The organism is Photorhabdus antumapuensis, from assembly GCF_020387775.1.
Lineage (GTDB): Bacteria > Pseudomonadota > Gammaproteobacteria > Enterobacterales > Enterobacteriaceae > Photorhabdus > Photorhabdus antumapuensis.
Genome location: NZ_JAHZMK010000021.1, coordinates 138,948 through 163,132, shown reverse-complemented (window position 1 = coordinate 163,132; position 24,185 = coordinate 138,948). Strand labels below are relative to the sequence as shown.

Sequence of the window (24,185 nt, the reverse complement as noted above, 5' to 3'; positions counted from 1 at the left end):
TCATAAAAGAATGGAGCTAAAACATGGCGTGGAATCAGCCCGGGAACAACGGACAAGACCGCGACCCGTGGGGAAGCAGCAATAAAAGCGGCAATTCCGGCGGGAACAAAAGTGGTCGAAACCGTGGGGCATCTGATCTCGACGATCTGTTCCGTAAGCTGAGCAGTAAACTCGGGGGTTTCGGTGGGAACAAGGGCGGTAATGGCTCTGATCAGGGGGCAAAATTTGGCGGGCGGATTGTTAGCCTTGCTGTTGTCGCGGTCGTCGTGATCTGGGCCGCCAGTGGTTTCTATACGATTAAAGAAACAGAACGTGGTGTTGTTACCCGTTTGGGTAAATTGAGCCATATCGTGCAGCCAGGTTTGAACTGGAAACCAACGTTCATTGATGAAGTTGTTCCGGTCAACGTGGAATCTGTTCGTGAACTGGCGGCATCCGGTGTGATGTTGACTTCCGATGAAAACGTTGTTCGCGTGGAAATGAACGTTCAGTACCGTGTGACTAATCCAGCTGCTTACCTGTATAGCGTAACAAGCCCTGATAACAGCCTGCGTCAGGCAACAGACAGCGCAGTTCGTGGTGTTATCGGCAAATACACTATGGATAAAATTTTGACTGAAGGTCGTACCATTGTACGTAGTGATACCCAGCGGGTACTGGAAGAAACTATTCGTCCATACAAAATGGGTATTACGCTGCTGGATGTCAACTTCCAGACTGCCCGTCCACCGGAAGAAGTGAAAGCTTCATTTGATGATGCGATTGCTGCCCGTGAAAATGAGCAGCAGTACATTCGTGAGGCGGAAGCTTACGCTAATGAAGTTCAGCCTCGTGCAAATGGTCAGGCTCAACGATTAATCGAAGATGCTAAGGCTTATAAAGCGCGTGTGGTACTGGAAGCGCAGGGTGAAGTGGCGAGTTTTGCCAAGATGCTGCCTGAATATAAAGCAGCACCGGAAATTACCCGTGAACGTCTGTATATTGAAACTATGGAAAAAGTACTGAGTAATACCCGTAAAGTTATTGCTAATGAGAACAGTAATAATCTGATGGTTCTGCCATTAGAGCAAATGTTCCGTAGCGATGCAGCCAGTGGTAAAACGGCCGTGGAAAGTCAGCTTGGTAATACAACTGTTTCCAGCTCGCGCATTACTCGCCCGACAGCACCTTTAAGTTCAAACCGGACAGATAATCTGCGTAACGATACTGTCAGAGTAGGGAGACAATAATCATGCGTAAGTCATTCATCGTTATTATTGTCGCTGTACTGGTGGCTTTGTATACCTCAGTGTTTGTTGTGCATGAAGGACAGCGCGGTATTGTTCTGCGTTTCAGTAAGGTTGTCCGTGACGCGGAAAATAAACCGATCGTTTATGCACCGGGTTTGCACTTTAAAGTGCCATTCATTGAAACAGTAAAAACACTTGATGCCCGTATCCAGACTATGGATATTCAGGCGGACCGTTTCCTGACCAGTGAAAACAAAGACCTGATTGTCGATTCTTACCTGAAATGGCGCATTATCGATTTCAGCCGTTATTATTTGGCTACTGGTAGTGGTGATATTTCTCAGGCTGAAGTTCTGCTGAAACGTAAATTCAGTGACCGTTTGCGTTCTGAAATTGGTCGTCTGGATGTTCGCGGCATTGTGACCGATTCCCGTGGTAAATTGACTACCGATGTTCGTGACGCGCTGAACAAGGGTACAACTGACGGCGAAGCAGTGGCTACCAGTGAAGCAGATGACGCTATTGCATCAGCGGCAGCTCGTGTAGCGAAAGAAACTGCGGGTAAACAACAGGCTATTAACCCGAACAGTATGGCTGCTCTAGGGATTGAGGTTGTTGATGTGCGTATCAAACAGATTAACCTGCCATTGGAAGTTTCAGAGGCTATTTTCCAGCGTATGCGTGCAGAGCGTGAAGCGGTAGCCCGTCGTCACCGTTCTCAGGGTCAGGAAGAAGCAGAGAAATTGCGCGCAACATCGGATAAACAAGTGACTGAAACATTGGCAAGAGCGGAACGTGAAGCCCGTACTTTGCGTGGTTCCGGTGATGCAGAAGCCGCTAAACTGTTTGCTGATGCATTCAGCAAAGATCCTGACTTCTATGCCTTTATCCGTAGCTTACGTGCTTACGAAAAGAGCTTTAGTAAAGACGGGAAAGATGTTCTGGTGTTAAGCCCCGATACTGATTTCTTCCGTTATATGAAAGCACCTGAAAAACGTGCAGTTCAGCATTGATAGATTTTTGAATATCTAAGTAAGGCCCGCGTCAGGCGGGCCTTGTCATGTCTGGTGGTCAACAAAAATAACGGATGTGATAAAAATTACTGAAAGGTGTGGGATGAGATGTTAGAATCCATTTTTAAGCAACCGAGTGAATTTTGAAATGGGTAAGAACGTTGTCGTATTGGGCACCCAATGGGGTGACGAGGGCAAGGGCAAGATCGTCGACTTGCTGACTGAACGAGCTAAGTATGTTGTTCGTTATCAAGGGGGCCATAATGCTGGTCATACACTGGTTATCAACGGTGAAAAAACCGTTCTCCACTTAATCCCATCAGGGATCCTGCGTGAAAATGTTATCAGTATTATTGCAAATGGCGTCGTATTAGCGCCTGATGCGCTGATGAAAGAGATGAACGCATTAGAATCCCGTGGTATTCCTGTTCGCGAGCGTCTGCTCATTTCAGAAGCCTGTCCACTTATTCTTCCATACCATGTTGCATTAGATAATGCCCGCGAGAAAGCGCGTGGCGCAAAAGCAATTGGTACAACCGGCCGCGGTATCGGCCCTGCGTATGAAGACAAAGTTGCACGTCGTGGTCTGCGCGTTGGTGATTTGTTTGATAAAGAAGTATTTGCGGCCAAGCTGAAAGAAATTATCGAATATCATAACTTCCAACTGGTAAATTATTACCAAGAGCCGGCGGTTGATTACCAGAAAACTCTGGACGAAATCATGGCTGTTGCCGATATTCTGACGGGTATGGTTGTTGACGTTTCTGACCTGTTGTATAAAGCAACTCAGAAAGGTGAGCTGGTTATGTTCGAAGGCGCACAAGGCACGCTGTTGGATATTGACCACGGTACCTATCCATACGTGACCTCTTCCAACACCACGGCTGGTGGCGTTGCAACAGGTTCCGGTTTAGGTCCACGCTATGTTGATTATGTCTTGGGGATCATCAAGGCTTACTCTACTCGTGTCGGTGCTGGTCCATTCCCAACTGAACTGTTTGATGAAACTGGCAGTTACTTGCGAGAAAAAGGCCAAGAGTTTGGCGCGACTACGGGGCGTAGCCGCCGTACTGGTTGGCTGGATATCATTGCTATCCGTCGTGCAGTACAGATCAACTCACTGTCAGGTTTCTGTATGACCAAACTGGACGTACTGGATGGCTTGAAAGAAGTAAAAATCTGTATTGGTTACCGTATGCCTGATGGCAGTGTGATTGAAACGACACCTCTGGCAGCGGATGACTGGGAAGGTATTGAACCTGTTTATGACACCATGCCTGGCTGGAATGAAAGCACTTTCGGTGTGAAAGAGCATAGCAAATTGCCTCAGGCAGCATTGAACTATATCAAACGTGTAGAAGAGCTGACCGGTGTTCCGGTTGATATTATTTCTACAGGCCCGGATCGTTCAGAAACTATGATTCTGCGTGATCCGTTTGATGCTTGATTGTGTCACATAATCAGGTAAAGCCGGGCTTTTCAGCCCGGTTTTTTGCTATTTATTATGGTCTTTTTTGCGTAACTACCAGATGATTAACATGATTTCGACCAATTTAAAGTATATAATTTGAACAAATACTTATTTTTTTAATTTGTTCTCGGATATATTAGCTTATATCTCATTATCCAGAGGTTGATGTGCAGTTAACGAGTTTTACAGATTATGGCTTGCGCGCGCTAATTTATATGGCTGCTTTACCGCAAAATCGGATGACCAGTATTTCTGAAGTCACTCGTGTTTATGGTGTTTCTCGTAATCACATGGTGAAAATTATTAACCAGTTAAGCCACTTAGGATTAGTGGATGCTGTTCGTGGCAAAAACGGTGGCATTCGTCTGGGTAAGCCTGCAAAGGATATTAGAATTGGTGATGTCGTTCGTGCTCTCGAACCCTTATCATTGGTTAATTGTAGTCAGGAATCTTGCCATATTACCTCTGCATGTCGCCTGAAAGTGGTATTAAATCAGGCAATAGAAACATTTTTGAATGAACTGGATAAGCATACTTTAGCTGATATGATTGAAGATAATATCCCCCTTTATAAGCTGCTTCTGACCGAATGAAGAAATGGCGCAAACAGCCTACTGATGACAACGGAGGAACCGCCATGTCACAAGATCCTTTTTTGGGACGCGAAGCAGAAAAATACGAATCTCCTATTCCAAGTCGCGAATATATCTTAGACATTATTTCTAAACGCACTGTACCGGTAAGTCGCCAGGAACTGGCACGAGAGCTGAATCTGGCTAACGATGAGGAGCTTGAAGCGTTACGTCGTCGTTTACGGGCTATGGAACGTGATGGTCAACTGGTTTTCACGCGCCGTCAATGTTACGCCTTGCCGGAAAAACTGGATTTATTGAAAGGTACCGTCATTGGCCACAGAGATGGTTACGGTTTTCTGCGGGTAGAAGGCCACAAAGATGATTTTTATCTCTCTGCCGAGCAGTTAAAAATGGCTATTCATGGTGATGTTGTGCTGGCACAGCCATTGCTTTCAGATCGCAAAGGGCGTAGTGAAGCGCGTATTGTCCGTGTGTTGGAACCCAAGACCAGCCAGATTGTTGGCCGCTATTTTATTGACTCCGGTATGGGTTTTGTTGTGCCGGATGATAGTCGCTTGAGCTTTGATATTCTGATCCCGAAAGATGAAAATAGTGGTGCCCGCATGGGGAACGTTGTTGTCGTTGAGTTGACTACACGTCCAGCGCGCCGTACAAAAGCTGTCGGTAAAATAGTTGAAGTACTGGGTGAAAAGATGGGAACGAACATGGCAGTGGAAATTGCCCTACGTACTCATGAAATTCCGCACAGTTGGCCACCACAGGTGGAAAGCCAAGTGGCTATCCTGAATGAGCAGGTGCCGGACTCCGCGAAAGAAGGCCGCGTTGATCTGCGTGATTTGCCATTGGTGACAATCGATGGTGAAGATGCCCGTGACTTTGATGATGCCGTTTATTGTGAAAGAAAGCGAAGCGGCGGCTGGCGTTTATGGGTTGCTATTGCTGATGTCAGTTACTATGTCCGCCCACAAACGGCATTGGATACAGAAGCACGTAACCGGAGTAACTCAGTTTACTTTCCTTCTCAGGTTATTCCCATGTTACCTGAAGTGCTTTCCAATGGTCTCTGTTCTCTGAATCCGCAGGTTGACCGCCTTTGTATGGTGTGTGAGATGACGGTTTCAGAGCAGGGAAAATTGTCATCCTATAAATTTTACGAAGCAGTAATGAATTCTCACGCACGCCTGACATATACCAAAGTATGGCGTATGTTGCAGGGTGATGAGGAGCTGCGTGAGCACTACAAGCCACTGGTTCAGCATATTGAGCATTTACATGGGCTTTATCAGGCGTTAGAAAATGCCCGCGAGCAGCGGGGTGCCATCTCCTTTGAGTCAGAGGAGGCTAAGTTTATTTTTAACGCTGAACGCCGTATTGAGCGAATTGAGCCAGTTGCTCGCAATGATGCCCATAAACTGATTGAAGAGTGCATGATCCTGGCGAACATTGCTGCTGCGCGTTTCGTGGAAAAAAACAGCGAGCCGGTGCTTTACCGCATTCATGATCGGCCAAGAGAAGAGAGTATTGTTAATCTGCGCTCTGTTTTCGGCGAATTGGGGTTAACTCTGCCAGGTGGTATGCAACCAACACCAAAGGATTATGCGCAACTGATGCATCAAGTGGCTGAACGTCCGGATCATGAGTTATTGCAAACCATGTTGCTGCGTTCAATGAAACAGGCAATTTATGATCCGGAAAACCGTGGTCATTTCGGTCTTTCTTTGAATTCTTATGCGCACTTTACCTCACCTATCCGTCGTTACCCGGATCTGGTGCTGCATCGGGCGATTAAATATCTGCTGGCGAAACAGCAAGGCATTGTTGAACAATGTGGGACACCGACTGGGGGATGGCACAGTGATATGGAGCAGATGTTGCAACTGGGCCAACACTGCTCTATGACAGAGCGCCGCGCAGATGAAGCGACGAGAGACGTCGCTGATTGGCTTAAGTGTGACTTTATGCAGGATCAGGTGGGCAATACCTTTACCGGCATTATCACCAGTGTGACCGGTTTTGGCTTCTTTGTTCGCCTAAATGATCTGTTTATTGACGGTCTGGTACATGTTTCCACACTGAATAATGATTATTATCATTTCGATAATGTTGGTCAGCGTTTAGTTGGTGAATACTCTGGTAAAACGTTCCGGTTAGGGGATGAAGTTGAAATTCGTGTGGAAGCTGTCCATATGGATGAGCGTAACATTGATTTTAAACTGCTCTCCGTTAGCCGGGAAGCCCGAAACGTGGGTAAGACAGCTCGTGACAGGGCGAAAAAAGCAGCACCTGGCCGTAGTAACAGTAAGAAAGGGCGTAGCCATAGCAAAGAGGCTAACTTTGAGCCCGATGGCGCTTTCCGTAAAAAGAAATCTGTGGATAAGCCTAAAGGAGATAAGAAAAAGGGTAAGAGCCTTTCAGCCAAGACACAAAAAATTGCTGCTAAATTCAAAGCCAAACGGGCTAAGAAAAGCGCAGATAAATAATCAAAGGGCTATCCTGTTTCTTTAGGATAGCCTGAATATTTTAGTCTCTTGAATACATTGAGCCTGATGGATAGGTTCAGGTACGTCAGTGCTGTATGACAGTGAAAATAAGAAGATTATGAGTGAAATTATCTACGGTATTCATGCCGTTAAAGCTTTACTGGAGCGTGATCCTCAACGTTTTATGGAAGTTTATGTACTGAAAGGGCGCGAAGACCGCCGTCTGACACCGCTGATTAATGAGCTGGAAAGTTTCGGCATGGCGATCCAACTGGCAAATCGTCAGTGGCTGGATAATCAAACGGAAGGTGCGGTGCATCAGGGGATTATTGCTAAGGTGAAGCCAGGGCGTCAGTATCAGGAAAATGACTTGCCAGATTTGCTGGCACAAATGGAAATCCCTTTCTTGCTAGTGCTTGATGGTGTGACAGATCCACATAATCTGGGAGCTTGCCTGCGCAGTGCGGATGCAGCAGGTGTACATGCTGTTATTGTGCCCCGTGACCGTTCCGCCCAGCTTAATGCCACTGCGAAGAAAGTTGCATGTGGAGCCGCGGAGAATGTACCGCTTGTTCGTGTCACCAACCTCGCGCGTACTTTGCGTTTGTTGCAGGAACACAATATTTGGGTGGTGGGTACAGCAGGAGAGGCCGACCATACGCTACATCAGAGCAAACTAACCGGCCCTATGGCGCTGGTGATGGGGGCTGAAGGGGAAGGTATGCGTCGTCTGACCCGTGAACACTGTGATGAATTGATTAGTATTCCAATGGCGGGTTCGGTTTCATCCCTGAACGTGTCTGTTGCAACGGGTATTTGCCTGTTTGAAGCAGTGCGTCAGCGGAGTTCACAGTAACCCATAACATAAAGCGTTACCCGCTCCTTGAGTTTTTTATGTGAGGCGGGTATAGTTACGCGTCAATTTTTCAGCCGCACTTAAACAAGTTCCTTGCCTCCACGGGCCGCGGTTGACCCTGACAGGAGGCTGAATAATCCGTAAGGAGCAATTCTAATGCGTCATTACGAAATCGTTTTTATGGTCCATCCTGACCAAAGCGAACAGGTTCCGGGCATGATCGAGCGTTACAGTGCGACTATCACTAACGCGCAAGGTCAAATTCACCGTCTGGAAGACTGGGGCCGCCGTCAACTGGCTTATCCAATTAACAAACTGCACAAAGCTCATTACGTTCTGTTGAACGTTGAAGCGCCGCAGGAAGCGATTGATGAGCTGGAAACTAACTTCCGCTTCAACGATGCCGTTATCCGCAGCATGATTATGCGCGTTAAGCACGCGGTAACTGAAGCATCTCCAATGGTTAAAGCCAAAGATGAGCGTCGCAGCCGCGATTACTCTATGGAAGACGCCGGCGTTGATGCTGAAGAAGCTGGGGATTCTGAAGAGTAATAACTGTGACAACTAATCGTTTGGTGCTTTCTGGCACAGTGTGCAAAGCCCCCATTCGAAAAGTCAGTCCTGCCGGCATTCCTCATTGCCAGTTCGTGCTTGAGCATCGCTCACAGCAGCAGGAAGCCGGTCTGAGCAGGCAAGCATGGTGCAGAATGCCCGTTATTGCCAGCGGACAATTGTTACAAGTTTTAACTCACAGTATAACGGTCGGCAGTCGATTAACCGTTTCAGGATTCATTAGTTGCCATCAAGGTCGCAATGGTCTTAACAAACTGGTTCTTCATGCCGAGCAGATTGAATTGATAGATTCTGGAGACTAGCCAAATGGCACGTTATTTCCGTCGTCGCAAGTTCTGCCGTTTCACCGCGGAAGGCGTTCAAGAGATTGATTATAAAGACATCGCTACGCTGAAAAACTACATCACCGAGAGCGGTAAAATTGTACCAAGCCGTATTACTGGCACCCGTGCAAAATACCAGCGTCAGCTCGCTCGTGCTATCAAGCGCGCGCGCTACCTGTCTTTGTTGCCTTACACTGATCGTCATCAGTAATCGGCACAGTCCATTAACGACTCTGAGAGGATAAGGTAATGCAAATTATTCTGCTTGATAAAGTAGCAAACCTGGGTAGCCTGGGTGATCAAGTTAACGTTAAACCGGGTTATGCCCGTAACTACTTAGTACCACAGGGCAAAGCTGTTCCTGCGACTAAGAAAAACATCGAATTCTTCGAAGCTCGCCGCGCTGAACTGGAAGCCAAACTGGCTGACGTTCTGACAGCAGCGCAAGCTCGTGCTGAGAAAATCAGCGGACTGGGTTCCGTTACTATCGCTTCTAAAGCGGGTGACGAAGGTAAACTGTTCGGTTCTATCGGTACTCGCGATATTGCTGATGCAGTGACTGCCGCAGGTGTTGAAGTATCTAAAAGTGAAGTTCGTCTTCCTAACGGTGTTCTGCGTACTACTGGTGAACACGAAGTTAACTTCCAGGTACACAGCGACGTATTCGCTAAATTGAACGTTAACATTGTTGCTGAAGCTTAATCTCTGATTAACTGATGCTAACAAGTAAAAAACGCTGGCAATGCCGGCGTTTTTTATTGCCTCAACTTACTATTCTCTTGGTCGTCTATAAGGTTTTTGCCGGTAATTCCCTGCAACTGAGCATTAACCTGATTTATTTTATATTTACTACCTTATTTGTCGTTTATAGAATTGTGGTTTCTCTTGTCTATTCTTCTGTAATATTGTTTTTTGGTTGGTTTTTATTGTTATTGATTTTGCGTTTTTTATATTGAAAATATTATTCATTATTAGATTATTATCTATAAATAATCGGATTCGTGTTTTTTATATAGTCACGGTTATTTTTCTTTATAATGATAATTTATTTTATATGATTTCATATAAGAATATTTAATAATGTCAATATATATCATTATTATTAAATAATAATATCAAAAATTTATATGGGATTTTATTGACATAACTGTCAGAGTTGACAGTAGACTTTTAAGTGTAATTTTATAATTATAATTTTTGTTAATTAACCCTTGTGTGAAAACACAAATGAATGCGCTTATTGTTAATAGGCATGAGTTTATTCTCCATAGTTATTAATAAAGTGAATGGTTTCATTGATAAATTAATAGGTATATTATATGTTGAATTGATTTATTTATTTGTTTGTTAATAAAAATACCTTGTCATCATTATATATTCTTCATATTAACCCAGACATAAGGGATAAAGCTGGTATGAATCTTGGTAAAAACATATTACAAACTATAGGTAATACTCCAGTAGTTATGTTGAATGGTAGATATACTAAAGGTATTAATGTTTTTCTCAAAATGGAGAATATTAACCCCAGTGGGAGTATTAAAGATCGTATTGCAGTTGCTATGTTGGAAACGGCTGAGGCTCAGGGAGAATTAAGACCGGGAATGGTGGTGATTGAGCCATCATCGGGTAATACGGCAATTGGTCTGGCAATGGCGTGTGCTGTTAAAGGTTATCGATTTATTGCAGTTTTGGATCGCATGGTGCCGGCAGCGAAACGCGATAAAATAAAAGCATTTGGTGCGGAAATTATTTTCCTGCCAGAATTTGAAGCGGGAACGGATACTGTCAAATATCGCATTGATTTAACTAAAGAGATTATAAAAGCTTATCCGAATGCGTTTAGCCCTATGCAATTTGAAAATCAGGTTAATCCTGATGAGCATTATCGTTCCACGGGGCGTGAGTTGTATGAAATCTTTGGCAATAATTTGACGGCTTGTTTTGCGACGGTAGGCAGTTGTGGAACACTTACTGGGATTTCCCATTATTTGAAAGAGAAAAATCCACAGGTGCGAATTTATGGTGTTGAACCTGTGGGGTCAATTATTTTCGGTGGGGAACCAGGAAAATATCTGGTACAAGGAGCGGGATTGACGTTTATACCTTCTATTCTGGATCGTACCAACATCGATATTACCTTGAAGGTTGCGGATATTGATGCGTTCCGAGTAGCAAGAAAGTTAGCCAGAAATGAAGGTATTTTAATTGGTGGTACGGGAGGTTGTGCGGTAAGCGCAGCATTAAATCACCTAGATGATTTTAAACCTGGAGATAATATTGTTGTCATTATTCCTGATAGTGGAGAACGTTATATCGACACGATTTATAATGATACTTGGTTATTTGAAAATAATTTCTCAGAATTAGTTGAGGAAAGTAAAACAGAACCTCAACTAGAAGAAATTATTACAAACATGGGGTGCGTATTAAATGAGTTCTGATCGTGTTTTGGTGATTTACTATAATCGCCTCTATAATCCTCTTATCATAAGAAGTCTTAAATCTGAATATAGAGAGGTAATTGCTCTTTATATTGATGAAGGGCAGGTAAGAGACATTGAAGATATTGAATTGGAATGCATGGTTGCAGGTGCTGATAAATTTATCTATAAAGATTATCGAACGCAATATGCTGAACACTTCCTTACAAAAGCGATAAAAGCGAATGCTATTTATCAAAATGGTTATTTTCTCAGTGCTGCACTTTCCCGGCCTGCGATTGCTGAGGCAGCAGTTGAAGTAGCTAATGAGCTCAATATTGATTATATTGCCCATCAATTCAGAGGTAATGATCAAGTCAGAATGGATATGAATATAGAAATTCTGAATAAAATACCTATTGCTTCGTTGAGAGATTTTAAATACGACGAAAATATCGTAAATAGTTATGCTATGAAGTATGGTATTCCCCAAGAATTTGGTTGTAATAACCCTTATTCTACTAGTGAAAATATATGGGGATTAAGTGTCGAATGTGGCCCGTTAGCAGAACCGGAAACATTAATTCCTGAAGATGCCAGAGAGAAATTATTTGAGCATGCACTATCAGCCACTGAGCCAATATTTTTGTCATTAGGTTTTGAGAATGGTATACCGATATCGATTGACGGCGAAAAGAAATCATTATATGAAATTATTGAAATATTAAATGAGATTGGTAAAAAACTATCAATTGGTATTTTTGATATTGTTGAAGATGGCATTGTCGGTTTGAAAACACGCGCAATTTATCAATCACCTGCTGCACATATCTTAATTACCGCACATCGTGATTTAGAATGTTATTGTAGTAATCGTCACGAAAATTGGTTTAAAGAGATAATTGATAAAAAATGGGTTGAATTAGTTTATTCTGGGCTTTGGTATGATCCCTTATTAACTCATTTAAACCACTTTATTGATAGCATGAATCAACATGTCAATGGTGAGATTAAGCTTGAATTAGGCTATAAATATGCCAATGTTTGTTCCCGTATTTCAAAGACGACTATCTATGATGATAATTTAGCAATATATAATTGTGGGCATTTATACAGTCAAAACGATGCAGAGGGATTTGCAAAAATATTTAATATCCATACTAAGCAAAGTGCTAAATCTAAGATGAGGCAAAAGTTATGATTAAAGAATTATTAATGTGTAAACCGGATTTTTATGATATTGAATACGTTATTAATGATTGGATGGACCCTAATAATAGAGTTAATAAAGAATTGGCACAGCAGCAATGGGATTTTCTTCATGAACGGTTGACTGAACGTGGCATCACTATTCGCACTATCGATCCGGTTAATGGTTTGCCTGATATGACTTTCTCAGGTGATTGTGGCATGGTGTATAATAATAAATTCCTTGCTAGTCATTTCCGGCACGCTGAACGCCAGGGGGAAAGCCAGTACTATATCGATTATCTGGAAAATCTAGGTTTTGAGATACATCGTGTTGATGAAGGTACCTATTTTGAAGGGCTTGGAGATGTTATCTATTGGGATAATGACATCATATTTGGTTATGGCCCTCGCTCAGATAAAGAAGCAATAAATACCATTCAGAAAATCTATCCAGAACTTAAAATTAAAGGTGAACTGCATATTCAGGATAAGACTTTCTTTCATGTGGCTCTGGCATTCTCATTTATTGACAAAGATACGGTTGTTTACTATCCAGAAGCATTTACTAAAGAGAGCCAGAGTTATATTGTTGAAACATTTGAACGCCGGATCTCAATATCAGAACATGATGCTAAGGAATTATTTTCCTGTAATAATATCCCAATAGGTAAAGATATTCTCATGCATGATTGTTCTATAGAGGTTGAACGTCAATTAAATAATTATGGTTATAATGTCATTAAATGCGATATGAGTGAATTCTTAAAGAGTGGTGGTAGTCTGCGCTGCTTAGTATTAAAAATTAAATAATTATAATAGGAGGATAATAAGTCATGTATATTTTAGGTATAAATTCAGTTTACCATGAGTCAGCAGTTTGCTTATTAAAAGACGGAGAAACTATTTTTGCCATTGAAGAAGAGCGCCTAAATAGAAGAAAACACGGAAAACCAGCAAATATTGATAATCCTGATGAACTGCCATTGGCTTCCATTGAAGTTGCATTAGACTTTGCGGGTATTCGCTTGGAAGATGTGAGTCATATCGGGTTTTCTATTGATCCGATAGAACGAAGAAAATCAGTCTTTATTGATGAACTCACCAGTGAGGGAAATTGGGGAAGTGTATCGGGTGAGTCCATTTTTTATCGCAAGACCACTTCAGTACCAGAAATTTTGCAATCAATGGGATTCCGTGGTCAATTTCATTGGGTTCCTCATCACACAGCTCATGCGGCATCTGCTTATTTTGTTTCGCCATTTGATAAAGCGTTAACCTTATCACTTGATGGTGTGGGAGAGGATAATACCGCAGGGGTATATCTGGGCGATGGTAATAGTCTGAAAAAAATTAAAACCATTGAATATCCAGATTCAATCGGTTTTATGTGGGAGAAATTGGCAGAATTCCTGGGCTTCTCTGTATACGATGCCTGTAAGGTGATGGGAATGTCTGCTTATGGTAAGCCTGAAGGTTTTATGCCGGCGTTCCAACAATTCGTCAAAATTTATGAGAAAGGTGAGTTTACTATCGATAACACCATTCTCAATTTCCGCAGCCAAGACTTTTCTAAATTAGAATCTTTGTTTGGTATTGCGAAAAGAGTTCCTGGTGGAGAGGTAGCGCAGGAATATTATGATATTGCTGCTTCTCTCCAGCAAATAACTGATGAAATAGTGTTAAATATGGCTCATCATTATTTGCAGGAAACAGCAACGAATAAACTCTGCCTTGCGGGTGGCGTCGCATTGAATTGCATAACGAATAAACGATTATATGAAGAGTTGGATATCGAAGATATCTTTGTTCAGCCTGCTGCACATGATGCCGGGACTGCCACAGGTGCCGCGCTATTTATTTGGCATCATATTCTTGAAAATAATCAACGCTATCCTCTGACTCATACCTATTGGGGTCTGGGATATAGTGACGATGATTACCAGCGTAGTTTGAAGGCCCATGGTTTGGACTGGACATATGAAGAGAATATTCATGAAGTTGTCGCAGACTTGCTGGCTGAAAATAATGTCGTTGGCTGGTTCCAGGGGAGGATGGAATTTGGGCCGCGGGCATTAGGTAATCGTAGTTTGTTGGCCGATCCAAGAAATAAAGATATTCGCGATTTAATGAATCGTAAAGTTAAACATCGTGAAATGTTTAGGCCATTTGCGCCTAGTGTATTGCGTCAACATGTTGCTGATTGGTTCCACGTTCGAAAAGAATTACCGGAAGCTGCAAAATATATGTTGTTAGCGATGGATGCTAAAGTGGATAAAGCATCGAAAATTCCGGCAGTGGTTCATGAAGATGGTACTGCCAGAGTTCAGGTGGTAGATAATGCGTCAAATTCAGATTATGCCCAGTTGATTGAGGCATTTTATCGGAAAACCGGTGTGCCTTTGTTGCTGAACACTTCTTATAATGATAGCGAACCGATTGTTTGTTCACCGGAAGATGCTATTAAAACTTTCATGAAAACTAATATTGATTATTTAGTTTTGGGGAATTATTTGATTAAATCGATTCATTAATTATTGCATAGTAAACGTCTATCCCAGTAGGTGTAATTGATGAAGTCAATTTGGGCATTGCTCAGTTTCAAATTGATAAATAAAATAGTCTAATGGGATAGATAATAAGGTTGAGGTAATATTAATGATACATAGGATCATACTGGCTCGTTTTTTTTCTGTTTTTTCAGAGGCATTTGTTATGTTCGCTGTGCCTGTATTAGTATATACCTCAACTAATAGCGCTTCACTTTCATCTTTTGCTTTTGGGCTTGAACGGCTATTCAGAGTGATTTCTCTCCCCATTTCTGGTTGGATGGGGGACAGGATGCATACTCTGGTTATGTTATTCCTAAGTGATATTCTTCGATCATTAGTTTGCTTATTTCTTTTTATTCTTTCATTTGTATACTCTGATAATAGTATCGTATATATCATTATTCCTCTCTCATGTGTTTTATCCTTTTTTAGTGGAGCGGGATATGTCAACCTTGAAGGTTTTGTCTCTAAAAACATGAGTGCAATAGAATTACCTTCTGTTAATTCTCGTTTACAATTTGTTGAACAGTTTACCTATATTGCAGCCCCGGCGGTTGTCGGCGTGCTGGTTTATAAATTCAGTGTTTATGCGGTATTTGCATTTGCGTTTTTTCCTTTCCTGATTAGTAGTTTGATATGGTTCCAGCTACAAAGGAAAAATCGGATTGAAGAACGAACTAGTAGAGAAGGGTATAATCTGCCGGCCATTTTTAAGTTCCTGATGGAAAACCCACCCTTGTTACGCGTCATTAGTCTGACATTCCTGATGAATGTGATGCAAGGTGCTATTCTGTCAACGGCAGTTTATGTTATCACCAGCGTTTTTTCACAACCGGAAGGGAGTTATGCTAAGCTTTTGGCTTATGCGGGGCTGGTGAATTGTTGTGTTTTTTTTATTGCGCCAAAATTGTGCCGGATTTTTGATGTGCGTATTATTGGTGTAACGGCTTTTCTGATTGCGTTATGTGGTCTGACACTATTTGCTACTGGGCCGTTATTTGTGGTTTACACATTAGGTTTCTTACTGGTCATTGGTTCGGAAGGTTGTTTTAATCTTTTTTCCCGCTCTTATCGAGCAAGTCTTATTCCGAAGCAGCGTTTTTCTCAGTATCTTGGTGTGGTGCTGGTTTTGAATCAGTTAGCGACACCTTTAACCAGCTTTATTTGTGCTAATTTACTGAACTATTTTTCCTACAATAGTATTTATCTGATATTCTCTGTATTTGTTTTATTGATGTTTATCATTATTAATCCTTATCGTTCGCTTAAATTTAATCTGCATAATAGTCAATAATGGAGGAAATATGAGTTCGAAAAAATATTTGTTAGTGCTTGATTATCTTCCGGCAAGGCTGAGTGAAATCGTTAATATTCGTGACTATATTCGATATAATTACTCCCTTGAGTTGGTGATTATTAGCGATATGTTGTCCGGTGAGGAAAAAGATATCACACCATTTGTCTATCATATTCCTGTACGAACAGAAAATTATGTTGATCGTGTGATGGCAGTTCTTGCTGAACTTAATATGACATGTGCGGGTATTCTTCCTTTTATGGATGCAGTATCTGGGTATGCTGCTGTTATCGCGAAGAATTTAAGCGTTTATGGTGATGATCCCGAATTAAGTTTCGCAGGTATTGAGAAATATCAATTCCGCCAACAAGAAACTCGGATATTACCGTTGCTTGCGGCACAACATATTAAGACGCCTCGATATACTTTCATTAATGAGGTTAAAGAACTAGAAGAGTTTTATGATTCTGTTCCGTATGGTGTGATTATTAAGCCTAATTGTGGTCGGGCAAATGTCGGCGTGGTAGCGGTTAAAGATAGAAGTAAAATCCCAACGGCTTTTGCCCAATCTGTTGAGCAATCTGGTGGTAATCAAACTCTTGCAGAAGAACTTATTATTTTCGATACAGAATATTCGTACGATGGTATTGGTTGTATGGCTTTTTTAACGCAAAAAGTTTCCCAGAAAGGGGAATATCCTGTTGAAATAGGGCAAATAGTTCCGGCGCAATGTGATGGCAGAAATACAATTGCATTACATAAAGCAGGGCAGGTAATGAATCTGATTTCAGGGCAAATTCTTGGCGCATTCCATAATGAGATTAAGCAAGATAGTAAAACGGGAGAAACTTTTCTGGTTGAAACTAATCGTAGACCAGCGGGTATGCGTATTTGGGATATGGCTAACCGGGTATATGGTATAAGCTTGCAGGAAATTTGGGTTGACCATTTAGTCAAAGGATTTAGTGATCGAATGATATTACCTGAAGCGAAGGGAAGAGCCTTTTTGATTAATTTGCTGGCGGGTAAAGATGGAAAGATTAATGATAAATTCGATAAAATAGAAGTTAATGAAGTATTATTAGCATCTGTTGATAATATTTTGAATAAATTATGTTGCGAAATTATTGCAATAAAAATTAATTTAGATAAGAATTCACTGGTTTACGAAACACCAAAAAGCAATAATGATTTCTGTGGTTACGTTTGTGTGCATATTAATGATGAGCACGTCAAATGTGAATCCCTGATGAATGAAATTAATGATGCATGGAAGGGTATATTGTCTAATTATATTTTATAATTTCGTATGGTTAGAGTCTTATTTTGGCTCTAATTGTTATATGATTAGATTATATGCTATTGCTTTAGCTACTGCTGCAACTTTATTGGGAACCACTAATTTCTCCATAACATTGTTAATGTGGAAATTAACTGTCCTTGTTGAAATATCCAGTATGTCGGCTATTTCAGCAGAAGTTTTTCCCTCACAAGTCCATCTTATGACTTCAACTTCTCTGGTAGAGAGTGTTGGAACAATGATTTTATCCTTTTTATTTTTTAGGTTATTAAATGTTTTTATGCATTCATTTGCCAATATGCCCAATACTCCCGCTTTATTAAGTATTTCATTGTGGGAAATAGTGCCTTCTTTTCTGGCAACTGAAAAAATTGACCTTTCGCCATGATAACCTTTAATTTTGATTGAAAGACTATTTTTAACTTCATTTTTATTTGAATTTGATTTTTCAATCATAAAATCAGCGTTTTTTGATATTTTATCATTACAAACTGACGGAATAGAGAAAGTGTAATCACCATTCATTAATTGGTCGCTGTCATGATTATTATCTTGATTATAATTGCTTGCAGTTTCTATATTTAAGTTGGTTATTAGAACATATTTTTTTGTCGTGAATGGATATTTTTCTTCCTGATAAATTGAGTAGAATTCAAAACCCAGATAGTTTATCGCGTTTAACAGCCTCTTTTCTAATTCAGGCATGGTTTTGGACTTTTTGATTTCTGATAAAATCTCATTAAATGATGTATTCATAAGATTTTCCTCATTATATAATATTTGCAATAAAATTAATTTTATATAAAAAATATTTTATTCATATAATCAATTATAAGTAAAAATTTTTAAAAATTGAATTTTTATATTGTAACCTTTAAGAAATGAATATGCTACTTAGAATTATATCGATTATTAGCTCTTATATATTTGGGCGACATGTATTTTCCTGGTGACATCTTCGGTTTACCCTGCTGCATAGCGCTGTTATGCTTAGAGGTCTAATTTAATTTGATCACGGGTATTTTCATGGCAAAACTTTCTTTTGACTCTATCGAAGCACAAGCAAGTTATGGGGTTGGCTTGCAAGTTGGTCAGCAATTACTGGAGTCTGGCCTGCAAGGTCTGGAACCTGAAGCACTGTTAGCGGGGTTATGTGATGCGCTGGAAAATCATTCTCCAGCGGTGCCGGTCGATATATTGCATCGTGCCTTACGTGAAATGCACGAACGTGCAGATGGTGTGCGTCGTGAACGTCAGCAAGCTATGGCAGAAGAGGGTCAGAAGTTTCTGGCAGAAAACGCTCAGCGTGACGGTATAAGCACGATAGAATCTGGTTTACAGTTCTCTGTACTAAAACAGGGTGATGGTGCAATTCCTGCCCACACTGACCACGTGCGTGTTCATTATACGGGTCGTCTGATTGATGGCACCGTGTTTGACAGCTCAGTACAGCGTGGCGAACCTGCTGAATTTCCTGTGAATGGGGTGATTGCTGGATGGATTGAAGCATTGACGTTGATGCCTGTCGGTTCTAAATGGGAACTTTATATCCCTTATAATTTGGCTTATGGCGAGCGTGGTGCTGGTGCATCGATTCCTCCATATAGCACTCTGATTTTCGAGGTGGAATTGTTGGATATTCTGTAAGTTTTATCCAAAAGTAGGATTAAAAATAGCCGGTATATCCGTCTCAGACTACTGAAAAACCCATTTAAAAAATGGGGGTGTTTTCAAACCATCGGAAATTTCAGCTAGTATGTTGCCGATGAACTGGCTTTCCCTCAGTTTCCTAGTTATTTCTTTAAATAGGGTCTTTGGCCCGCTAGCTTTTGCCATACCTTTGGCTGAGTTTCAGTCTTTCGAGCATCTTTTATTTTTTTAATAACTTTAGTGACAAATAAACAATATTTTGTTTGTTTTTATTATAAAGATAATATTGATTTATTAAATATATTGAATAATAGTGTGGGTACTTCACATTGCATCAACAATTATGAAAGGTCTGGTGGATTAATAAGCCAGAAATATTATCTTGATATAAAGGAAATGGAAATGAATGCAATTGAAATATCATCATTAATACCCTATTTTTCTCGCCGTATTAATTCTGAAAGTCTTTACCGAATTTCTCCGAAAAGAATGGCACAGGCTATTGATGTGAGTATTGATCTAGGAGAAAGCGAACGTAAGCCAACAAAGGGGATACCTGGCTATTTTGCTTATGGTTGGCGCAGCGCTGCTGACCGAATAATTCACGCTAATACACTCGGAGTAGAATATATTTCTCTGAGATTTATCTCGTCGGCAAATAGAAATAATAATATTGAGGCAGGCTTAATATTATTTGAAGAAACTCTGCAAAATATACTGGCTTCGATTGGTTCCGTGCCAGTAAAGATGATTGTCGATCCTTTTGGTCTGGCATTAACGGAAGATGGGCAATGGGGTGTGCGGGATAATGACGGTAATTTTGATACGAAACAGACTCATAATCTGCTGGAAAAAGTGGGTTTTATCCTTTCGTGCAATCATATTCATGGAGTGGTTACGTTGGGGCGTTTACCTGAGGAAGTGATGTTGACGAAAAAGGGGATTAGTGAGGCAGGAGATTATACGAAAGTTTATTCGTTCTCCCAAAATAGTGAGACCAGCACTGCCTATGTTTATTTGGATGCTGTAGGCCATAATACTGGCCAGAAAATTATGCCAGGTAATGTTAAAGAGATGGATCTGTGGGCACTACTCGATATTTGGCATGGTACTGATGTCTCGGTGATTAAACCGATGGAAAGTTTCCATCTGATGAGCTCATTACGTTACCTGATTGAGAATGAAACTGCCCGCAAACAATTTTTGAATTCTCCTGATGTTAAGAATATGGCCCAGAAAAACGCCTTTGTTGCCAAAAGTCTGGCGGAAATGAATGCATTTCCTCTTGAGTTATCACAGAAGTGCTCCCGAATCAAAATGGCTGGTTATACGGTCTCTGGCACAACTTACATGCTAGCACTATTGGCGCATGAGAAAGGCCCTGAGATGGCAAGGGCACGTATGGAGGAAATGTGGATAACGGCGCTTGGTGTGATGGATGAACAGTGCGAATGCCTGATTGATCGCAATGTGGTCAAATATCTTGAAGGTTCAATTCTTGCTTAGGTAAATTAATACGATATTGTCAGGTGTTTCAGATGATAATGATCTCTGAATTATTGTTGTCTGAAACATTAATTATGTATGGAAAAGCATGGCTATATTCATCCTCTTAATCATAGGACTATATGAATTCTTCTAATCAAGATACGAAATACAGAGCCCTATTTATTGCCATCATGATCGTTACTTTCATGATTGGTTTTGATACCACAGGCTTAGGGGTTGCTATCCCGGTGATTGCGACTGAACTTGGTTTCGGTGTTAAAGAAGGAGCATGGCTTAGTATTTCTTATACAGCGGGTTTTGCTGCTTTCTTATTACCTGCCGGAATAATCACTGATCGTCTGGGAGCCATGAAGACACTGATTTCTGCCCTATTGGTGTTCGTTGTTGCTTCTTATATTTCCGTTAGTTGTGTCTCTCTTAGCAGCTTTATCTTTGTTCGTTTAATTCAAGGAATTGCTGCTGCCTTTTTGAATACGGCTGCGATGGCGCTGTTGAATCTCCTGTTTCCAGTGGGAAGTAGTAACCGCTCACAGGCTTTTAAAACTTGGTCAATGATACTTGGGCTGAGTTTTTCTTTGGGGCCACCTCTGGGGGGCTTGATAATCAGGATGCTAGACTGGTCATGGATATTGTTGCTCAACCTTCCCTTAGGGGGACTGGTCATATTCTTGATGTTGAAAAGCAAAGGTAGCACCTTGTCTGCCAATGGGACGTTAAGCCGTGTTTCGTTGTTTAGCACCTTACCGGTGACGGTGATTCTGCTGTTGGTCACCATGTATCAATACCTCGAGCAAGTGCTTCCGGGCCAAAATGGCACTATTGTTAAGGCAACGCTGCTTATCTTGGGGGGTGCAAGCATCTGGTTGTGTCATCGTTTTTCTGCACGTAGCTTCACACGTTTGCCTGAGCTGAAAAATGGTACCTTTCTTATCTCATTGGTTCTGCCGATTATTTTCTCTATCACCTACTGGAGCCTATTTGTGGTGTTGCCGCAATATTTCGCCGTGAAGTTGGGTTTTGATGCGTTGTATCTGGCTATGACCATGCTGTTACTTTCTCTTCCATTAACCTTGGTACCTTTATTGAGGATTGCCGAACGTTTCAACTTTCAGGCTACCGCAGGATTCCTGATGTTAACGGCTGGACTGGTGTTGCTCGCGGGTATCTTCAGCCCAGTTGCTGATGGGAATGTCTGGTTATTGGCGGTTGGATTGTTGCTGTTAGGTATGGGGGCGGCAGTTCTTAATCCATTAATGGCAAGGCTGGTGATGGACAATGTTGCTCCTGAAAACTCAGGACTGGCGGCAGCCCTCACTAGCACGTTGCGTCAAACCGGGTTTGCCGCAGGAGTCGCTTTTTTTTCATTGTTGACGCAACACAGCGGGGATTCTGTCATTCGTATCTCGGAAGCTATGGCGTTACTGATAGCGGCTATGTTGTCTTTAGTGGCGCTTGCGGTGTGCCAGGGTTTACAACGAAGTCGCGGGTATTAATGTAAAGTTTTTAATACTTAACTTAAGGAATGACGGCATCATATTGGGCAAAAGAGTTTGGTGAGAACATGAAGATCATCGTGATTGCATCAGATTGTCAATAATTTGAGCGGGTATATCCGACTATTTTTATTTTAGGCGTGGTAATAAAATTCTTACCGTTCCAATAAAAAGATCAATTGGTAATATAGTCTAAAATGATAACAGATGACTAACCGCAGAGGTGTGTGATGCTAGAACAAATCTGCCAACTGGCTCAGGAAGCTGGTGCGGCTATTATGACAATTTATCAGGATGAACATCCTCTGAAAGTTGATCATAAGCAAGATGATTCACCGGTTACTATGGCTGATATTGTGGCTCATAAAATAATTAAAGCCGGATTATCCCGTATCGCTCCGGAAATTCCACTGTTGTCGGAAGAAGAGCTTCCTACTTGGGAAGAGAGGCGTGATTGGAAGCGCTATTGGTTAGTTGATCCTCTGGATGGTACCAAGGAATTTATTAATCGTAACGGTGAATTTACGGTTAATATCGCCTTGATTGATGAGGGCGTTCCCGTGATGGGAGTGATATATGCTCCTGTGCAGGATACGCTTTATTCCGGGCAAGGGCGGCAGGCATGGAAAAAAGCCTGTGGAGGTCAATGCTTGCCGATTAAGATTCGTGATGCTAATCCACCAATGGTCGTTGTTAGCCGCTCTCATATGGATACAGAATTAGAAGATTATCTCAATCAGTTAGGTGAACATCAGACGGTTTCTGTGGGGTCTTCACTGAAGTTCTGTTTGGTGGCTGAAGGAAAAGCGCAACTTTATCCTCGCTTTGGACCCACTCATGTCTGGGATACTGCGGCGGGTCACGCTATAGCCATTGCTGCTGGTGCTCATGTGACGAACTGGAAAGGTCAGACGCTAGATTATACTCCTCGTGAATCATTCCTGAATCCGGGATTTAGAGTAACGATTTTTTAATTATGGTTCTTTTGAGCACGGCTGTTTTTCAGCGGAATTGTGGTGATAAGGGCAAACGAAAACATACCTGAAAGTCGTTATCACCACGGATGTTTTTACTGTAGTTCCTTACGAACTAATTCAATGACCTGTTTGATTTCACTACCGTTTAGCGCACCTTCTTTGGTAAATTTCGCTACGCCATTTTTGTCCAGGACAATAATGGCAGAATTTTTAGCTTCCAACTGCCAAGCTTTTTTGACCACACCGTTGCTGTCAGCGATAAACTGAGACCACGGAAACTCTCTTTTGCTATCTTCAATACTGCTGCGGACAAATGGCCCAGTGCCAAATATTGCATCATTGATATTGATGATGGTGGTTGTTTGGTATTTTTCTTTTGAAAAATCAGCGCGTTTTATTTCTTCTATCAGTGGAGCATTCATCTCTTTAGCTGCACTACGACCTGCAATATGTTGTATGACTCTCACTTTGCCAATCAGTTTTCCACTATCCCAATTTTGGTAGCTAAACTTGTTATTGTTGAGTAACAACTCACCTTTATCAGAGACACTGATCGCAGGAACCTGTTGTTCCAGAGTGATGTTGTGAGCGAATGCTAAAGCAGGAGAACAAAGTAGCGCAGCATATAGCATAAAGTGCTTTATCATAATTTTTCCTTTGTAGGTTAATGTGGCAATGCATGGATCTCTAGCATAGCGGGTATTAACTGATTTATCTCTTTAAAGAAGATCAAATTTTTAACATTAAGTAAGAGATAAAGTTACATAGTTATGTATATCTAAATATCTGTCATTTTATGTAAATTCAGTGCATAAAACTAAAAATGGGGGGAACAAAATCGGATAAATTCAGTCTATTATTCTACATAACGGTATGGTGTGTGGAGTTGGTTCACCAAACGTAACCGTAAGAAGTATTTAGGAGGAAAAAAGCAGAGATGAAAATTTTTCACCGATATAACCCACTGAAAATTGCTCTCTACGTTAAAACTTTATTCCGTGGACGTTTATACATTAAAGATATGGGGGCTTTTGAATTCGACTGCGGCAAAATTTTATTGCCGAAGGTGAGAGATAAGCGCCATTTTAGTGTAATGAGCGAAGTCAATCAGCAAGTGCTACGTTTGCAGTCCGAAATAGGATAGATAACGAAAAAGAATCGGGTTGCATATTTATGTAATCTGCGCCACAAAATAACAATAAGTGGCGCTTAACACGAGAATACTAAACGGCCTTAGCTCAAGAAGAGGCCGTTT

Annotated in this window: 23 protein-coding genes; 21 read left to right on the top strand and 2 right to left on the bottom strand. The window is 41.4% G+C overall.

The window, feature by feature from the left end; translation table 11 throughout:
- Positions 1-23: 23 nt before the first annotated feature.
- The 16 genes from hflK (at position 24) to KZ793_RS08810 (ending at position 17,304) form a co-directional block, all read left to right on the top strand.
- Entirely contained in the window at positions 24-1,229 is a 1,206-nt protein-coding gene (gene hflK / locus KZ793_RS08885; protein ID WP_225815007.1) for an FtsH protease activity modulator HflK, read from the top strand.
- A gap of 2 nt (positions 1,230-1,231) precedes the next feature.
- Complete coding sequence (gene hflC, locus KZ793_RS08880; protein ID WP_225815006.1) at positions 1,232-2,242, top strand: protease modulator HflC; 1,011 nt, start codon at positions 1,232-1,234, stop codon at positions 2,240-2,242.
- A 148-nt stretch (positions 2,243-2,390) separates the two neighbouring features.
- A complete protein-coding gene (locus KZ793_RS08875) occupies positions 2,391-3,689 on the top strand; it encodes an adenylosuccinate synthase (RefSeq protein ID WP_225815005.1) in 1,299 nt (432 codons plus the stop codon).
- A gap of 191 nt (positions 3,690-3,880) precedes the next feature.
- On the top strand, positions 3,881-4,306 hold the full coding sequence (nsrR, locus tag KZ793_RS08870; protein WP_118984637.1) for a nitric oxide-sensing transcriptional repressor NsrR: 426 nt from the start codon (positions 3,881-3,883) through the stop codon (positions 4,304-4,306).
- A gap of 44 nt (positions 4,307-4,350) precedes the next feature.
- Positions 4,351-6,789, top strand: a complete 2,439-nt coding sequence (gene rnr / locus KZ793_RS08865) for a ribonuclease R (RefSeq protein WP_225815070.1) — start codon at positions 4,351-4,353, stop codon at positions 6,787-6,789.
- 118 nt (positions 6,790-6,907) lie between these two features.
- Positions 6,908-7,645 carry a 23S rRNA (guanosine(2251)-2'-O)-methyltransferase RlmB gene (gene rlmB / locus KZ793_RS08860; RefSeq protein WP_118984720.1) on the top strand — a complete coding sequence of 246 codons (738 nt, stop codon included), beginning with the start codon at positions 6,908-6,910 and terminating at the stop codon, positions 7,643-7,645.
- Between the two features lie 156 nt (positions 7,646-7,801).
- Entirely contained in the window at positions 7,802-8,197 is a 396-nt protein-coding gene (gene rpsF, locus KZ793_RS08855; protein ID WP_036844111.1) for a 30S ribosomal protein S6, read from the top strand.
- Positions 8,198-8,202: 5 nt separating this feature from the next.
- Positions 8,203-8,520: a primosomal replication protein N gene (priB, locus tag KZ793_RS08850; protein ID WP_021322928.1), complete on the top strand. Its 318-nt coding sequence runs from the start codon at positions 8,203-8,205 to the stop codon at positions 8,518-8,520.
- A 4-nt stretch (positions 8,521-8,524) separates the two neighbouring features.
- Complete coding sequence (gene rpsR, locus KZ793_RS08845) at positions 8,525-8,752, top strand: 30S ribosomal protein S18 (protein WP_000135199.1); 228 nt, start codon at positions 8,525-8,527, stop codon at positions 8,750-8,752.
- Between the two features lie 38 nt (positions 8,753-8,790).
- Positions 8,791-9,243 carry a 50S ribosomal protein L9 gene (rplI, locus tag KZ793_RS08840; RefSeq protein ID WP_225815004.1) on the top strand — a complete coding sequence of 151 codons (453 nt, stop codon included), beginning with the start codon at positions 8,791-8,793 and terminating at the stop codon, positions 9,241-9,243.
- A gap of 713 nt (positions 9,244-9,956) precedes the next feature.
- On the top strand, positions 9,957-10,985 hold the full coding sequence (locus KZ793_RS08835; RefSeq protein ID WP_225815003.1) for a PLP-dependent cysteine synthase family protein: 1,029 nt from the start codon (positions 9,957-9,959) through the stop codon (positions 10,983-10,985).
- Positions 10,975-12,165: an argininosuccinate synthase gene (gene argG / locus KZ793_RS08830; protein ID WP_225815002.1), complete on the top strand. Its 1,191-nt coding sequence runs from the start codon at positions 10,975-10,977 to the stop codon at positions 12,163-12,165. Before KZ793_RS08835 ends, argG begins: the two co-directional genes overlap by 11 nt.
- A complete protein-coding gene (locus KZ793_RS08825) occupies positions 12,162-12,965 on the top strand; it encodes a dimethylarginine dimethylaminohydrolase family protein (protein ID WP_225815001.1) in 804 nt (267 codons plus the stop codon). The genes argG and KZ793_RS08825 overlap by 4 nt, the downstream gene beginning before the upstream one ends.
- Before the next feature lie 23 nt (positions 12,966-12,988).
- The gene (locus KZ793_RS08820) at positions 12,989-14,686 is read left to right on the top strand and encodes a carbamoyltransferase family protein (protein ID WP_225815000.1); all 1,698 of its coding nucleotides are present in this window, start codon (positions 12,989-12,991) and stop codon (positions 14,684-14,686) included.
- A gap of 124 nt (positions 14,687-14,810) precedes the next feature.
- On the top strand, positions 14,811-15,998 hold the full coding sequence (locus KZ793_RS08815; protein WP_225814999.1) for an MFS transporter: 1,188 nt from the start codon (positions 14,811-14,813) through the stop codon (positions 15,996-15,998).
- Between the two features lie 10 nt (positions 15,999-16,008).
- Complete coding sequence (locus KZ793_RS08810) at positions 16,009-17,304, top strand: ATP-grasp domain-containing protein (RefSeq protein WP_225814998.1); 1,296 nt, start codon at positions 16,009-16,011, stop codon at positions 17,302-17,304.
- Positions 17,305-17,340: 36 nt separating this feature from the next.
- Here KZ793_RS08810 and KZ793_RS08805 read toward each other — a convergent pair whose 3' ends face one another.
- The gene (locus KZ793_RS08805) at positions 17,341-18,057 is read right to left on the bottom strand and encodes a helix-turn-helix transcriptional regulator (RefSeq protein WP_225814997.1); all 717 of its coding nucleotides are present in this window, start codon (positions 18,055-18,057) and stop codon (positions 17,341-17,343) included.
- A 270-nt stretch (positions 18,058-18,327) separates the two neighbouring features.
- Here KZ793_RS08805 and KZ793_RS08800 point away from each other — a divergent pair, with 270 nt between their 5' ends.
- The 4 genes from KZ793_RS08800 to cysQ all read left to right on the top strand — a co-directional run bounded on the left by KZ793_RS08800 (position 18,328) and on the right by cysQ (position 22,927).
- The gene (locus KZ793_RS08800) at positions 18,328-18,948 is read left to right on the top strand and encodes a peptidylprolyl isomerase (protein ID WP_225814996.1); all 621 of its coding nucleotides are present in this window, start codon (positions 18,328-18,330) and stop codon (positions 18,946-18,948) included.
- A 405-nt stretch (positions 18,949-19,353) separates the two neighbouring features.
- Positions 19,354-20,457: a hypothetical protein gene (locus KZ793_RS08795; protein ID WP_225814995.1), complete on the top strand. Its 1,104-nt coding sequence runs from the start codon at positions 19,354-19,356 to the stop codon at positions 20,455-20,457.
- A 122-nt stretch (positions 20,458-20,579) separates the two neighbouring features.
- Entirely contained in the window at positions 20,580-21,953 is a 1,374-nt protein-coding gene (locus tag KZ793_RS08790) for an MFS transporter (RefSeq protein WP_225814994.1), read from the top strand.
- A gap of 230 nt (positions 21,954-22,183) precedes the next feature.
- Positions 22,184-22,927, top strand: coding sequence for a 3'(2'),5'-bisphosphate nucleotidase CysQ (gene cysQ / locus KZ793_RS08785; protein WP_225814993.1), 744 nt, complete (start codon positions 22,184-22,186; stop codon positions 22,925-22,927).
- 95 nt (positions 22,928-23,022) lie between these two features.
- Here cysQ and KZ793_RS08780 read toward each other — a convergent pair whose 3' ends face one another.
- On the bottom strand, positions 23,023-23,577 hold the full coding sequence (locus KZ793_RS08780; protein ID WP_225814992.1) for a YtfJ family protein: 555 nt from the start codon (positions 23,575-23,577) through the stop codon (positions 23,023-23,025).
- A gap of 290 nt (positions 23,578-23,867) precedes the next feature.
- On the opposite strand from KZ793_RS08780, the gene KZ793_RS08775 reads away from it, so the two are divergent.
- Positions 23,868-24,074 (top strand): DUF1107 domain-containing protein, encoded by a 207-nt coding sequence (locus KZ793_RS08775; protein WP_118984623.1) that lies wholly within the window; start codon positions 23,868-23,870, stop codon positions 24,072-24,074.
- Positions 24,075-24,185 lie beyond the last annotated feature (111 nt).

Coding starts and splice junctions, on each gene's coding strand:
- hflK (WP_225815007.1), top strand. CDS start 24: ATGGCGTGGAATCAGCCCGGGAACAACGGACAAGACCGCGACCCGTGG.
- KZ793_RS08810 (WP_225814998.1), top strand. CDS start 16,009: ATGAGTTCGAAAAAATATTTGTTAGTGCTTGATTATCTTCCGGCAAGG.
- KZ793_RS08775 (WP_118984623.1), top strand. CDS start 23,868: ATGAAAATTTTTCACCGATATAACCCACTGAAAATTGCTCTCTACGTT.
- argG (WP_225815002.1), top strand. CDS start 10,975: ATGAGTTCTGATCGTGTTTTGGTGATTTACTATAATCGCCTCTATAAT.
- rlmB (WP_118984720.1), top strand. CDS start 6,908: ATGAGTGAAATTATCTACGGTATTCATGCCGTTAAAGCTTTACTGGAG.
- rplI (WP_225815004.1), top strand. CDS start 8,791: ATGCAAATTATTCTGCTTGATAAAGTAGCAAACCTGGGTAGCCTGGGT.
- KZ793_RS08820 (WP_225815000.1), top strand. CDS start 12,989: ATGTATATTTTAGGTATAAATTCAGTTTACCATGAGTCAGCAGTTTGC.
- rpsR (WP_000135199.1), top strand. CDS start 8,525: ATGGCACGTTATTTCCGTCGTCGCAAGTTCTGCCGTTTCACCGCGGAA.
- KZ793_RS08835 (WP_225815003.1), top strand. CDS start 9,957: ATGAATCTTGGTAAAAACATATTACAAACTATAGGTAATACTCCAGTA.
- KZ793_RS08825 (WP_225815001.1), top strand. CDS start 12,162: ATGATTAAAGAATTATTAATGTGTAAACCGGATTTTTATGATATTGAA.
- cysQ (WP_225814993.1), top strand. CDS start 22,184: ATGCTAGAACAAATCTGCCAACTGGCTCAGGAAGCTGGTGCGGCTATT.
- rnr (WP_225815070.1), top strand. CDS start 4,351: ATGTCACAAGATCCTTTTTTGGGACGCGAAGCAGAAAAATACGAATCT.
- KZ793_RS08875 (WP_225815005.1), top strand. CDS start 2,391: ATGGGTAAGAACGTTGTCGTATTGGGCACCCAATGGGGTGACGAGGGC.
- KZ793_RS08800 (WP_225814996.1), top strand. CDS start 18,328: ATGGCAAAACTTTCTTTTGACTCTATCGAAGCACAAGCAAGTTATGGG.
- KZ793_RS08805 (WP_225814997.1), bottom strand. CDS start 18,057: ATGAATACATCATTTAATGAGATTTTATCAGAAATCAAAAAGTCCAAA.
- KZ793_RS08795 (WP_225814995.1), top strand. CDS start 19,354: ATGAATGCAATTGAAATATCATCATTAATACCCTATTTTTCTCGCCGT.
- KZ793_RS08790 (WP_225814994.1), top strand. CDS start 20,580: ATGAATTCTTCTAATCAAGATACGAAATACAGAGCCCTATTTATTGCC.
- hflC (WP_225815006.1), top strand. CDS start 1,232: ATGCGTAAGTCATTCATCGTTATTATTGTCGCTGTACTGGTGGCTTTG.
- KZ793_RS08780 (WP_225814992.1), bottom strand. CDS start 23,577: ATGATAAAGCACTTTATGCTATATGCTGCGCTACTTTGTTCTCCTGCT.
- KZ793_RS08815 (WP_225814999.1), top strand. CDS start 14,811: ATGATACATAGGATCATACTGGCTCGTTTTTTTTCTGTTTTTTCAGAG.
- rpsF (WP_036844111.1), top strand. CDS start 7,802: ATGCGTCATTACGAAATCGTTTTTATGGTCCATCCTGACCAAAGCGAA.